Consider the following 13,402-nt stretch of genomic DNA (forward strand, 5'->3'; position numbering starts at 1 on the left):
CGACGGCGGTTCAGGGGCTGGGGGAGGCGAAGAGGTTCAGTCCGAGGGCCCGCGAGAGGTACGCGCAGGTCCGCAGGCCGCGCACGCTGTTGCCGGCCCGGTCGAGCGGCGGGGAGAAGACGCCCACGGCGCCCTTGCCCGGCGCGACGGCGACGATGCCGCCGGAGACCCCCGACTTGGCGGGCAGGCCGATCTCGAACATCCACTCGCCCGATCGCTCGTACATCCCGCACGAGGCGAGGACGGCCAGGGTGTCGCGGCAGACCTCCGCCGAGACGACCCGTCGGCCCGTCCGAGGGTTCACGCCGCCTGCCGCGAGCGTGGCGCCCATGACGGCCAGATCATCGGACGTGACCAGGAGGGAGCACTGCCGCGTATAGGCGTCGATAGCGTCCTCCGCTGGGATGCGGAGCCGGTCGTAGCTGGTCAGCAGGTCGGCGATCCCGCGGTTGCGATGATTGCTCGCGGACTCGGACTCCAGGACGGTCTCGTCGATCCGCAGCGGACGGCCTGCGAAGGCGCTGAGCCCCTCCCGGATCGCCTCGAACTTCGCGGCGCCGTCCCGCCCCGGCATGAGAGCGGTGGTGGCGATGGCCCCCGCATTCACCATCGGGTTCATCGGACTCCCGCTGTTCAGCTCGAGGGCGATGACGGAATTGAAAGGCAGTCCGGTGTTGTTGACGCCCACGATCTCGTGAACACTCTCGTGGCCGATCGCGTCGGTGACGAGCGCGAGCACGAAAGCTTTCGAGATCGATTGGATCGTGAAGAGGGCGGTGGTGTCGCCGGCTGTGTGCATCGGGCCCGCGGCTTCGGCGAGGGAGACGGCGAACAGGTCCGGATCGGCCTCTGCCAGGACCGGGATGTAGTCCGCGACCGTGCCTTCCTGCAGGTCACGGTAGCGCTCATGCACCTCGTGCAGCAGCGTGCGCACGGAGGATTCGGCGGGGAGAGTTCCCGTGCGGGCGCTCTGGGGAATCTCGAGGACGTCGGTCTCGAACATCGCGACCTCCCTTTCGGGAACCGAGCGATCGACAGCTTCGTCATCTGGGTCTCTGTTCACGATACGGCTGTCGCCGAGTGATGAACAGAGGTGACCGGAATGCCCTCATCGGGTTTTCCGTCCCGGTGTCTCCCGGCATATCCGATGATCGCCGGGGAGCGCGTGACGTCGGGTCGGTCGTCGGCCGACGCGGATCAGCTCAGCGCGACCTCGCGCCCCTGCGCCGCGGATGCGTAGATCGCCTCGAGGATCCTCACGATCTCGACGCCATGGCCGACGGGCGCGAGGTTCTCGGTGCGGCCCAGGCAGGAGTCGAGGAAATGCGAGATCTCCGCCCGGAATCCGGCCTCCATCTCGAAGGTGCCGGATCCGATCTGAGGGGTCACGTTGACGATCGAGTCGTGCATCTCGGTGGCGATGCTCAGGCGGGGCTCCAGATCGGCTCCGCCCTTGTCCCCGAAGACGGAGACGCCGATCGAATCCTGCGTCGCGTGCAGGGAGTATGAGCAGTCGATCTGGAGGGTCGATCCGTTGTCGAAGCGCACGAGGGCCGTGGCCATGTCCTCGACGCTGTTGGCCGCGGGGTCGTGGTCCGAGGCCTGGTAGCGCGGAAGAGTGGTGATGTTGGCGCGGTTGCCGAGCAGGTCAAAGGTGCTGCCGCTGACCGTGACGGCCGTCGGGCTCCCCATCAGGAACCAGCACAGGTCCAGCACGTGGATGCCGATGTCGAGCAGGGGGCCGCCGCCCGCGATGCCCTTGTCCGCGAACCAACCGCCCGGGTTGCCCGCCCGGCGGATGCAGGAGGCCTTCGCGTAATAGATCTCGCCCAGATCGCCGGCGTCGACGAAGGACTTCAGGACCTGGCAGTTCGGGGCGTGGCGGCGCACGAAGCCCACCTGCAGCACACGGTCGGAGCCCGCGGCGGCCTCCTGGATCCGCTCCGCCTCCTCGAGGGTGCGGGCCAGAGGCTTCTCGACCAGCACGTGCTTGCCGGCGCGGACGGCCGCGATGGCCCACTCGGCATGGGTGTTGTTCCAGGTGCAGATGCTCACGGCGTCGACCTCGGGGTCGGCCAGCAGCTCGTGCGGGTCGCCGTAGGCGCGGCGCGCCCCGTACTCCTCGGCGACCGTCCGGGCGCGCTCGAGGTTCACGTCGCTGATGGCGACGAGCTCCGCCTCGGGGTGGACGGCGTAGGCGTCGAGGTGGGCGCGGGCGATGGTGCCGGCGCCGATGATGCCGATGCGCAGGGTGCTCATGTCGGATGCTCCTGTGTGGGGGAGGGCGGAGATGGACGAGGCAGGGGAGGGAGAGGAAGGAGGAGGGAGTCAGATGCCGAGCAGTCGGCGCGCGTTCGCGAGGCCGCGCGTGCAGCCGAGGAGGCTGTCCTCCCAGCCCTCGAACTCGATCGCGACGAAGCCCGCGAAGTCGGATGCGCGGATGGTGCGGCAGATCGCGGTGAGGTCGAGGTCGCCGCAGCCCACGACCGCCCCGCGCAGGTGCTTGCCGCCGCGGCTGCGGAACCAGCCCTCGCCGGGATCCGCGTCGGACGGACGGATGTAGAAGTCCTTGAGGTGCACGACCATCGCAAAGGGCAGGTTCTGGGCGACCGACGCCTCGGGCGAATCGTCCACGCACACGAAGTTGCCGACGTCGAGGGTGGTCAGGAAGTTCGGCTCGTCCACCGCGTGCACGATGCGGCGCACGCGATCGGCGGACTGCACGAAGAACCCGTGGTTCTCCAGGCTCGTGGTGATGCTCCGGGTCGCCGCGTACTGCGCGATCTCCTTCGCGCTCGCCACGATGCGGGGCAGGACCTGGTCGAACAGCGGGGTGTCGTCCCCCTCGAGTCCGGCGTGGCGCACCACATCGTGGCGCATGCGCGTGATGCCGAGGCGGTGCGCGAGGTCGACGTAGGCCTTCACCCGGGTGATCGCCTCGGCGGACTCGTGAGGGTCCTCGGAGGTGAGATCCGCGCCGACGGCGAGACTGGAGAGGACGACGCCCGCGGAGGCCGCGTGCTCGCGGACCGCGTCGATCGCGGCCTCCTCCCAGCCGATCGAGGGGACGGGGGAGTCGGGCTCGTCGGAGAGGATCGCCAGCTCGAGGTGCTCCGCGCCGCTCGCGGCGACCCAGTCGATCACCTCGGTCAGCGTCATGGCGCCGGAGGAGAGCCGGGGATGGAAGGAGTACGAGCTGAAGCCGAGGTGGAGGTCGGAAGTCACCGGAGGGTCCTCGAGGGCAGTGGGATGGGCCGGGGAGCGGAGCCGGCGCGAAAGCCGGCTGCCGACGGCGCGCGAACCGAGGACACGGCGTCTGCTTCGACGCACGGGACCAGTCAGCGGCCGGTGTGAATGGTTCCAGTATGGCGGGAGGCAGGAGCTCCCGTTCTGCGTCGTGGTCCGGGCCCGGGGCCGCGGCCGGGCGGCTGCGGCGGCTCAGCCCAGGATGCGCTGCGCCGCGAGATCCAGAGCGGCGTGCGCTTCGGGAGCGTCCGCCGCGAGGTAGACGTGGAAAGCGCCCTCGACCAGGTCGAGCTCCACCTCGCCGCCCTGCGCGCGGGCCTCCTCGACGAATCGCTGCACGTCCGGCAGCAGCAGATCGTTCGTGCCCTGCAGGACCGTGACCGGCGGCAGGACACCGAGTTCCCCGAAGATCGGGCTGACCATCGGGTCGGTGAGGTCTCGACCGCCCGCCCAGTTCCGGGCGGACAGATGGAGGTTGTCGACGGTCATCAGCACGTCGGCGGACTCCATCCGCACGGACTCGGGATCGGCGGTGCGCAGGTCCACCCAGGGGGCGTGGACCACCAGGTGGTCCGGCCTCCGCGTGCCGTTCTGCGCGGCGCGCAGGGTCTGCACGAGGGCCATGTTCCCTCCGGCGGACTCGCCGGCGACGACGTACCGGTGGTCTCCGGCCGCGTTCGGGACCTCCTGGGCCAGGGCGTCGATGAACGGCAGGGCGTCCTCGATGGTGCCGTCGGGCCCGGGCAGGTAGTGCGGGATCCACAGGTCGGCACCGGTGCGGTCGGCCAGCCCCAGCACGATCCGCCCGTGCGACTCCTGGAACGGCAGGGTGAACGCGCCGCCATGGAAGTAGACGACCTGGATCCCTGATCCGCGCTCGCGCGGATGCAGGACCTGCACCGGGAAGCCCGCGATCTCCCTCTCCTCGACCTCGAAGCGCTCGGGCACCTCGGGCGGCATCGGCACCGGATCCTTCGCGAGACCGGGATGCTGGGCGTCCCTCATCGCCTGGACGTGGGCGGGCTTGGCGGCGAGAGCGGCCTCGTAGGCCTCCTGGAGCGACACGGGCATGGCCCGATCCTTCGTCCGGGCGCGAGGCCTGTCAATCGGCGGTTGGCTGCTCGTGCCGGTGGACCGTCGCTCGTGGCGACGGATCATCGCTCGTGCCGGCGGATCTCCGCTCGCGGGAGCCGGATGAGTGTGGTCCCGAGCTCCGGGGATCACAGGGGTCAGGCCGCGACGCGCTCGAGGTCCTCGGCGTCCACGTCCTTGCCCGTCGGATCCCAGCGGTTGAGCACGAGCGAGATCGCGCCGAGCAGGGGTGCGCAGGCGACGATCCAGAACACGCCCGTGCCCAGCTGGGCGGTGAGGATCGGGAAGCCCAGCAGGGAGAGCACGGAGAAGGCCCGCAGGGTGCCCTGGTTGAAGCCGACGCCGATCCCGCGCAGGCGGGTGGGGTAGGAGAGGGTCGCGAAGTTCATGAGGTTCGCGCCGGGGCCACCGGCCTGGGCGAAGATGAACGCGGCGAGCATCGCGACGGCCACGAGCACGAGCGCGCTACTGGGCACGCCGATCGCGGCGAGGGTGAACAGGGCCGCAGCCTGGATCGTGAAGCCCACCAGCGTGACCCGGCGCGAGCCGAAGCGGCTGACCACGCTCATGCCGATGAGGCCGCCGGCCAGGCCGAAGCCCATGTTGATCACGAGCGAGGACACGATCGTGACCAGCGGGCCCTGGTGGAAGAGCGTCGCGATGATCAGCGGGGTGCCGTAGGCGACGGCGTTGTACCCGAAGGTCGAGAACACGGAGACGCACAGGGCGGCGATCGTGCGCTGGCGGAAGCGCGAGGAGAACAGCTCGAGGACGTTCGACAGCCGGGTGCGGGCGCTCGCGCGTTCGGTGCCGCTGGAGGCTTCGGCATCGAGCTCGGCGGTGATCCCGTAGTGGCTGGAGAGCACGTCGACCGCGCCGCGCAGGTCGCCCTGGTCGGCGAGCCACTGCGGGGACTCGGCCATGAAGCGTCGGCGCACCAGCAGCACGATCACGGCGGGCACGGCGCCGAAGCCGACGACGATCCGCCAGAGGTGGTCCTGCTGGGTGGCGGGCAGCAGCCAGAAGCACAGGAGCACGATGAGGTACCCGGTGCCGGTCGCGAAGTACCAGGCGGGGGACCACGCGTTGACGCGCTGAGAGCGGTTGCCTTTGCCGCGCAGCCGGGAGAACTCCGCGAGGAAGGCCATGGCGACAGGGATGTCGAGGCCGACGCCGATGCCCATGACGAACCGGAATCCGATGAGGGACCAGACCTCCGGTGCCAGCGCGCTGCCGAGCGCCGCGACGACGAAGAAGACCATGTCCGCCATGAACAGCCGGTACCTGCCGAAGCGATCCACAAGGTACCCGCCGGCCAGGGCCCCGACCACCGCGCCGACCATGATCGAGGCGTTGACCAGGCCCGTCATGAACCCGTCGAGTCCGAACTGCTCCTTGATGGCGGGCAGCCCGAAGGCGATCGAGGAGAAGTCGTAGGCGTCCATGAAGATCCCGCCGAGGGCCAGCAGGATCACCGCGGTCGCCTTCGGGTCGCGCGATCCGAGCGCGGACAGGATCCTGCTGACGTCGGCGGCGGAGGAGACGCGCAGGGGCACGTTCGCGTCGGGGCCGGCAGCGGTGCCAGAGCCGGGAGCGGGGCGCGCGGAGCTGTTTTCGAGCGCGTTGGAGGAGGGGTCCATCGTCGGGGGCATGGGAATGATTGTGGAGGTCGCCGGCCGGTGCGCGTCGGCGTGTGTCGGAATGTGTCGGGTGTGCGGCGAGCGTCCACCAACGTTCAGAAGGGGTCCTCGGGTCATGGGAGCTTATTCACCCACCGGCACCCCGACCCCCGGCTCCGGCAGGTACACCGTCCCGCCGCGCTCGCGGAACTCCCGGGACTTCTCCGCCATGCCCGCCGCCGCGATCTCCTGCTGGGCGGCCTCGTCGCCGAACTCGTCGCGGATGTCCTGCGAGATCTTCATGGAGCAGAACTTCGGCCCGCACATCGAGCAGAAGTGCGCGGTCTTCGCGGGCTCGGCCGGCAGGGTCTCGTCGTGGTACTCCTCGGCGAGCTGCGGGTCCAGGGACAGCCCGAACTGATCACGCCAGCGGAACTCGAAGCGCGCCTTCGACAGGGCGTCGTCCCGCTGGCGGGCGCCCGGGTGGCCCTTGGCGACGTCAGCCGCATGGGCGGCGATCTTGTAGGTGATCACGCCCGTCTTCACGTCGTCGCGATCGGGCAGCCCCAGGTGCTCCTTCGGGGTGACGTAGCAGAGCATCGCGGTGCCGTAGCGGGCGATCTCCGTCGCCCCGATCGCCGAGGTGATGTGGTCGTACGCAGGGGCGACGTCCGTGACCAGCGGGCCGAGCGTGTAGAACGGCGCCCCGTGGCACAGCTCCTGCTGGCGCTCCACGTTCTCGCGCACCAGGTGCAGCGGCACATGGCCCGGGCCCTCGACCATGACCTGCACGTCGTGCTCCCAGGCGCGCTCGGTGAGCTCGGCGAGGGTGTCGAGCTCGGCGAACTGGGCGGCGTCGTTGGCGTCCGCGAGGGATCCGGGCCTCAGGCCGTCGCCGAGCGAGAAGGCGACGTCGTAGCGGGCGAAGATCTCGCAGAGCTCGTCGAAGTGCTCGTAGAGGAAGTTCTCGCGGTGGCGCGCGAGGCACCAGCCGGCCAGGATCGAGCCGCCGCGCGAGACGATGCCCGTCACCCGGTTCGCCGTCAGCGGCACGTACCGCAGCAGCACGCCCGCGTGGATCGTCATGTAGTCCACGCCCTGCTCGGCCTGCTCGATCACCGTGTCCCGGAAGATCTCCCAGGTCAGGGCGTTCGCGTCGCCGTTCACCTTCTCGAGCGCCTGGTAGATCGGCACGGTGCCGATGGGCACGGGCGCGTTGCGCAGGATCCATTCGCGCGTGGTGTGGATGTCATCGCCCGTGGACAGGTCCATGACGGTGTCCGCGCCCCAGCGGGTGGCCCACCCGAGCTTGGAGACCTCCTCGGCGATCGACGAGGTGACCGCCGAGTTCCCGATGTTCGCGTTGATCTTCACCAGGAAGCGCCGGCCGATGATCATCGGTTCGGCCTCGGGGTGGTTCACGTTGGCGGGGATGATCGCCCGGCCTGCGGCGAGCTCCTCGCGCACCACCTCGACGTCGCAGTCCTCCCGCAGTGCCACGAAGCGCATCTCGGGGGTGATCTCGCCCCGACGGGCGTAGTGCATCTGCGTGACCCGTCGGCCCTCGAGCGAGCGCACCGGGGAACGACGCGCACCGCGCCATTCGGCGCTCGCCTCGCCGCGGCGCACGGCCCCGCGGCCGTCATCGGCCAGGTCGCGGGCGCGGCCCGTGTACTCCTCGACATCGCCTCGATCGCGGATCCAGCTCTCGCGCAGCGGCGGCAGCCCCTCCTCGGGCTCACTGCCCGGACCGGCGGTCCGGTAGACCTCGAGCGGCGGGTTCGGCGCCCCGGTGGGGGAGTCGTCCTGGGAGATCCTCGTGATCGGCACGCGGATGTCGTGCGCAGGGTCCTCGAGGTGGCCGAGGGCGTGGGTGGGGTAGTTCTCGGGGCGTGCAGACATGCAGTCGCTCTCCTTCTTCCTTCGCCGGCATGACCCGGAGCAGGTTCGGTCGGTACTCGGACAGCGTCAGTCCGATCTCAGCCCGTTGCGACGGGCACCCGAGGGATCGGCGACGACCGTAGCACGGAGGACGTGCGGTCACGGCTGGCGGTCCGCGCCCGGCAGCGGTCGCGGACGTGGACGCGGGCCTCGAACCCGGCCTGACGGCGTGGGGACCCGTCCGCCGCGGCGTCGGGCCGCGAGACGTCGGGTCGGCCGTCCGAGATGTCCGTAGAGTTCTCCCCGGCGCCCTCCCTGCCGTCCCTCCTCCGCGCACGCTGCCGGGTTCGCGAACCCTCGCGACGGCGGCCCGCGCACGCCTCCTTCCGAACGGAACGACAGATGACCAGCTCCACCCCTTCCCCCGAGAACAACGGCTCCGCGAACTCCGGGTTCCCCGACGCCGGGTCCGCGCATGGCGCCTACGGCTCCGCCGGCGACCCCTATGGTTCGGCGAGCGGCCCCTATGGTTCGGCGAACGCCGCCTACGGATCCCCGGCCCCCGCTCCGGAGTACGCGGACTCCTCGCAGGCCCCGCAGTTCTCCGCGTCCCCGCAGACGCCGGGCCAGGGCCAGGAACCGCCGAAGAAGTCCAAGGCGCTGTGGTGGGTGCTGGGCGGCTGCGGGTGCCTCGCGCTGCTCGCGATCGCGGCCGTCATCATCGTGATCGTGGTGCTCGTGAACAACGCGGACGTCACCGATGAGCCCGCTCCGACCACGGTCTCCGCGTCCTCGTCCGACGGCGACGCGTCGGACGAGCCCAGCGACTCCGCCACGCCGTCCGACCACACCGTCGACGCGACCCCGAACGATGACTCGTCGGCAGATGCCGACGACTCCGGCGACTCCGCTGCCGACGGCACGGACGTCGACCCCGACGACAAGGACGGCGCGCTCGCCGACGCGAAGACCCAGTCGGACATCCTCTACTCGTCGAAGAAGGGCATCCGCGACACGCTCGTCTTCGAGGGCTACAGCGACGAGACCGCCACCTACGCGGTCGACCACCTGGACGCCGATTGGAACAAGAACGCGCTGGAGAAGGCCAAGCTCTACGAGGAGACCGGGGGCATGTCCGACGACGAGATCCATGAGCAGCTCACCTCCGAGTACGGCGAGCAGTTCACGAAGGAGCAGGCGGACTACGCCATCAAGCACCTGCACGACTGAGCGGTCAGCTGGGCGCTGGGGCGGACGCCCCTGGTGCTCCGGGGTGCACATGGTGTACATGTAGCTACATGTATACACAGGTTGCGCGGAGCAAGCGTCAGTCGATCGTCGACACGCTCGCCGGACGCATTCGCGCAGGGGAGTACGAGCCCGGAGCGAAGCTCGAGGGCGAGCACCGCCTCGCCGAGGAGTTCGGGGTCTCCCGCAGCACCATCCGCCAGGCACTGAGCGAGCTGCAGCACCAGCGACTGATCGCCACGGAGACCGGGCGCGGCTCTTTCGTCATCTTCGACGGCCACCAGCTGGATCAGGACCGCGGATGGACGCAGTCCATGGCTGCCGCCGGCAGCGATGTGAGCGCCGAGATCCTTGCCATCGAGGCCGTGGAACGGTCCGAGGTGCCCCTCTTGCCCGCCGACGTCGCCCTCAGCAGGGCCGTCGCGGTGCGCCGTGTGCGCAGTCTGCGGATCGCCGACGGGCAGGAGGTCCCGGTCTCCTTCGAGTGCGCCACGGTCCCCGCCGTCGGGATGCTCGCGGATCTCCCCACAGCGGGTCTCGTCGAGGGTTCCCTCGCCTCCTCCCTCCAGGCGGCGGGCTTCGTCCCCGTGCAGGGGATCCAGCGGGCCGACGTCCGGCTCCTCGACGAGCGGGAGGCACGGATCCTGCGCCGCGACGCCGGTGAGGCCTTCCTCCGAACTGCCCGCACCTCGTTCGACGCCGACGGGCGGTTCGTCGAGCACGTCGTCTCCCTCTTGGACCCCCGGCACTTCACGCTCGCCCTGAGCTTCGGCGGTGAACGATGAGCGCGGCCGGACACCCGACGACGGTTCTCGACCGTGCGCACGGCGCACTGCTCGGCCTCGCGATCGGTGACGCCCTGGGGATGCCCACCCAGTCACTCTCGCGCGAGCAGATCAGCGACCGCTACGGACGGATCGACGGCTTCGTCGCCGGGGCGCCCGATCAACCCATCGCCCCCGGGATGCCCGCGGGCTCCATCACCGATGACACCGAGCAGGCGCTGATCCTTGCGCGGCTCGCGATCGACGGGGGAGGCCGCGTGGACGAACACGACTTCGCCGAGGCGCTGATCTCCTGGGAGCAGGACATGATCGCGCGCGGCTCCCTCGACCTGCTCGGCCCCTCCACACGCGCAGCGCTCGCGAAGTTGCAGGCAGGCGTGCCTGTCGAGGAGACCGGCCGCTATGGCACCACGAACGGTGCGGCGATGCGCATCGCGCCCGTGGGCATCGCCCACGCTCCGGGGGAGGGTCTGATGGACGCCGTCGTCCAGGCCAGCAGGGTCACCCACAACACCGGCTTGGGGATCTCCGGCGCTGCAGCGATCGCCGCCGCGGTGTCGGCGGGCGTGGACGGCGCTGACGTCGACCAGGCCCTCGAGGCCGCGAGGACGGCCGCGGCCGACGGCGCGACGCGCGGGAACTGGATTGCGGGTGGCTCTATCGCGCAGCGGTTCGGCGCCTTCCGCGGCCCTGTTCGCGGGATGGGTCGCGAGGTCGCAGACGACTTCCTCTACGAGGTGGTCGGCACGTCCGTGCAGTCCCAGGAATCGGTGGTCTCCGCGCTCCTGCTCGTCGAACGGGGGGACGAGGATCCCTTCGGTGCCCTCTGCGCCGCGGCCTCCCTCGGCGGTGACACCGACACCGTTGCCGCCATGGCCGGCGCGGTGCTCGGCGCAGTGCACGGAGCCGACGCGTTCCCCGCCTCTGCCGTTCAGAACGTCCAACAGGTCAACGACCTCGACCTCATGCTCCTCGCACGGCGACTCCTCGCCCTGCGCTCCTGATACCTCGTCCCTAAGGTGCCGATGATGCCCACCGAGATTCCCGACCCCGTGACCGCCCCGCCCTCGTACTCCGCTGATGTCCCTCACACGGGCACGCTCCCGGCAGAGGATGGCGTCCCCGGAGCCCTCGAGCAGCGGGGGATCGAGCCAGTCCCGAAGGGGGAGCGGCACGGCAATCCCCTGGAGCTGTTCTGGGTGTGGTTCGCCGCCAACATCTCGGTGCTGGGACTGCCGCTGGGCGTCAGCCTCATCGCCCTCGGGCTCTCCGTCTGGCAATCGGTACTCGTCGCTGTGATCGGCGCGTTCGGCTCTTTCGCCGTCGTCGGGCTGATCTCGATCGCGGGCCGCCGCGGTGGTGCCCCCAGCCTCACGCTGTCCCGGGCAGTCTTCGGAACGCGCGGGAACGCAGGACCCACCTTGGTCGCGCTGCTCTCCCGCCTGGGCTGGGAGACGGTCAACACCTCGACGGCCGCGCTCGCCGTGGTCACCATCGCGTCGCTGGTCCTGGGCACCGGCGCCGATGCGAAGTCCGCCCCGTTGGTCGCCGTCGTCGGGGTCGTCCTGTTCGTCGGCTTCACCGTGTCCGTCTCCGGCATGGGGCACGCGATCATCCTGGTCGTCCAGAAGTGGTCCACTTGGATCTTCGGCGCGGTGAACCTGGTGATCCTCGCCTTCCTCGTGTTCCGGATCGACTGGGCGCAGGTGGCTCAGGCGCCGAACGGCACCACTGCCGCGGTGCTCACGGGCATCGGGACGATCGCTGCGGGCACCGGCATCGGCTGGGCGAACTCCGGGGCCGACATGGCCCGCTACCAGGCGCCCTCCGTCCGTGCGCTGTCGCTCGTGGCCTCCGCGTCCGCGGGTGCGGGCATCCCCCTCGTGGTCATGATCTCGATGGGGTCGATGCTCGGTGCGTCCGACGCGGCGATCGCGGCGTCCGCCAATCCCCTCGACGCCATCCGCAGCACGCTGCCGCACTCCATCGCGGTGGTCTATCTGCTGGTCTCCTTCGTGGGGCTGCTGCTGTCCAACCATCTCTCGGTCTACTCGGCCGGGCTCACGACTCTGACGCTCGGGCTGCGCGTGAGGCGCGTGTACGCCGTGATCGTCGACGTCGTGGTCACGACCACCGCTTCGCTGCTGTTCCTGCTGGTCGCCGACGGCTTCTACGGTCCGTTCATCACTTTCATCTCGTTGCTCGCCGTGCCGATCTCCGCCTGGGTCGGGATCTTCCTGGTCGATCTCGCGAAGCGGCGGAGCTACGACCCCGTGGCACTGCTGGACCTCACCCCGGGCAGCAGGTACTCCTACACAGGCGGGGTGCGCTGGTCCGCCGTCGTGCCGTGGGTCGTCGCGATCGCCGTGGCCGCGCTGTTCATGCAGATCCGTCCGGGCTCGACGCCCTGGTACACCGGCCCGTTGTTCGACACGTGGATCGGGGTCAACGGCATGGCATGGGTGCTCGCCGCGGTCATCGGCGGAATCCTGTACGCCCTCGTCGGTCTGCGCGGCGTGGAGCGCGACGCATGAGCGGCGGCGTCTCGGGCGCGGCGACAGGACCGCGTGTGATCCACACGGGGCAGGCCGTCGTGGACGTCGTGCTGCGGATCCCCGTCCTGCCGGAGCCGGGAGGCGACGTCTTCACGACCGAGCACGTGCTCGCTGCCGGCGGAGGCGTGAACACGATGGCGGCAGCGGCCCGTGACGGGGCCCGCGTGGTGTACGCGGGCAGCCACGGCACGGGGCCCTTCGGCGACCTCGTGCGTGCGGCGCTCGAGGACGAAGGGGTGGACCTCGTGTCGGACCCGGATCCTTCGCGTGACACGGGATTCAGCATCGCCCTCGTCGACGCCGATGCCGAGCGGACGTTCGTCTCCACGGCCGGGGCCGAGGCGCACACGGGCCCCGATCAGCTGCGCTCCTCCCATCCGCAGCTCGGAGACGTCGTGTGCGTGTCGGGATACTCCCTGGCGCACGAGACCAATCGCGCAGCGCTCCTGAACTGGCTGCCGGCCCTGCCAGACGCCCTTGTGGTCGTGGACCCCGCTCCCGTGATCGGCGACGTGGACCTGGACGCCGTCCGGGCAGTCCTGGAGCGTGCCGACGTCTGGACCACGAACGAGCGGGAGGCGGGAATCCTCGTCGACCGCCTCGGGAGGGACGCCGGTGGCGCCCCTGTCCGCGGGACCTCGGCCGCCGAGATCGCGGAGATGCTCTGCCAGCTCTCCGGGACGACGATCGTGCTGCGCGCCGGGGCCGACGGGGCGTACATCGCGCAGCCGGGCGGGGGCGTCCTGCCGGTGGCGGGGTGCGTCGTCGAAGCCATAGACACCAACGGCGCCGGCGATGCGCATACGGGAGTCCTCTGCGCCCGTCTCGCCGCAGGAGCGCGGCTCGCGGATGCCGTCCGACGGGCAAACGCCGCCGCAGCGCTCGCCGTCACTCGTCGTGGGCCCGCCACGGCTCCGCTCGCAGCGGAGACCGACGCGGCTCTCGCGTCACTCTCGCGCTGATCCGGCGTCGGGTG

At 70.4% G+C, this 13,402-nt stretch carries 11 protein-coding genes and 1 riboswitch; of the genes, 5 read left to right on the plus strand and 6 right to left on the minus strand.

From position 1 onward, the window contains the following. Positions 1–10: 10 nt before the first annotated feature. The 6 genes from glsA to thiC form a co-directional block, all read right to left on the minus strand. Entirely contained in the window at positions 11–1,003 is a 993-nt protein-coding gene (gene glsA / locus Bra3105_RS11855) for a glutaminase A (RefSeq protein ID WP_228356908.1), read from the minus strand. A gap of 194 nt (positions 1,004–1,197) precedes the next feature. Then, positions 1,198–2,259, minus strand: a complete 1,062-nt coding sequence (locus tag Bra3105_RS11860) for a Gfo/Idh/MocA family protein (protein ID WP_228356910.1) — start codon at positions 2,257–2,259, stop codon at positions 1,198–1,200. A 69-nt stretch (positions 2,260–2,328) separates the two neighbouring features. Next, positions 2,329–3,225 (minus strand): sugar phosphate isomerase/epimerase family protein, encoded by an 897-nt coding sequence (locus Bra3105_RS11865; protein WP_228356911.1) that lies wholly within the window; start codon positions 3,223–3,225, stop codon positions 2,329–2,331. Between the two features lie 213 nt (positions 3,226–3,438). Continuing rightward, positions 3,439–4,317: an alpha/beta hydrolase fold domain-containing protein gene (locus Bra3105_RS11870; RefSeq protein WP_228356912.1), complete on the minus strand. Its 879-nt coding sequence runs from the start codon at positions 4,315–4,317 to the stop codon at positions 3,439–3,441. Between the two features lie 158 nt (positions 4,318–4,475). Further along, on the minus strand, positions 4,476–5,990 hold the full coding sequence (locus Bra3105_RS11875; protein WP_228356915.1) for an MFS transporter: 1,515 nt from the start codon (positions 5,988–5,990) through the stop codon (positions 4,476–4,478). 111 nt (positions 5,991–6,101) lie between these two features. Beyond that, the gene (thiC, locus tag Bra3105_RS11880; RefSeq protein ID WP_228356918.1) at positions 6,102–7,859 is read right to left on the minus strand and encodes a phosphomethylpyrimidine synthase ThiC; all 1,758 of its coding nucleotides are present in this window, start codon (positions 7,857–7,859) and stop codon (positions 6,102–6,104) included. Then, a riboswitch (TPP riboswitch) is annotated at positions 7,859–7,969 on the minus strand. (Overlaps the previous gene by 1 nt.) 271 nt (positions 7,970–8,240) lie before the next feature. Here thiC and Bra3105_RS11885 point away from each other — a divergent pair. From Bra3105_RS11885 to Bra3105_RS11905, 5 genes are all read left to right on the plus strand, one after another. Then, positions 8,241–9,068: an Ltp family lipoprotein gene (locus Bra3105_RS11885; RefSeq protein ID WP_228356920.1), complete on the plus strand. Its 828-nt coding sequence runs from the start codon at positions 8,241–8,243 to the stop codon at positions 9,066–9,068. A 68-nt stretch (positions 9,069–9,136) separates the two neighbouring features. Continuing rightward, positions 9,137–9,871: a GntR family transcriptional regulator gene (locus Bra3105_RS11890; RefSeq protein ID WP_228356922.1), complete on the plus strand. Its 735-nt coding sequence runs from the start codon at positions 9,137–9,139 to the stop codon at positions 9,869–9,871. After that, entirely contained in the window at positions 9,868–10,875 is a 1,008-nt protein-coding gene (locus tag Bra3105_RS11895) for an ADP-ribosylglycohydrolase family protein (RefSeq protein ID WP_228356923.1), read from the plus strand. The genes Bra3105_RS11890 and Bra3105_RS11895 overlap by 4 nt, the downstream gene beginning before the upstream one ends. Positions 10,876–10,899: 24 nt before the next feature. Continuing rightward, complete coding sequence (locus tag Bra3105_RS11900; RefSeq protein WP_228356924.1) at positions 10,900–12,405, plus strand: purine-cytosine permease family protein; 1,506 nt, start codon at positions 10,900–10,902, stop codon at positions 12,403–12,405. 35 nt (positions 12,406–12,440) lie between these two features. Continuing rightward, positions 12,441–13,388, plus strand: coding sequence for a PfkB family carbohydrate kinase (locus tag Bra3105_RS11905; RefSeq protein WP_228356925.1), 948 nt, complete (start codon positions 12,441–12,443; stop codon positions 13,386–13,388). Positions 13,389–13,402 lie beyond the last annotated feature (14 nt).

The organism is Brachybacterium halotolerans subsp. kimchii (assembly GCF_020792675.1).
Taxonomy (GTDB): domain Bacteria; phylum Actinomycetota; class Actinomycetes; order Actinomycetales; family Dermabacteraceae; genus Brachybacterium; species Brachybacterium halotolerans.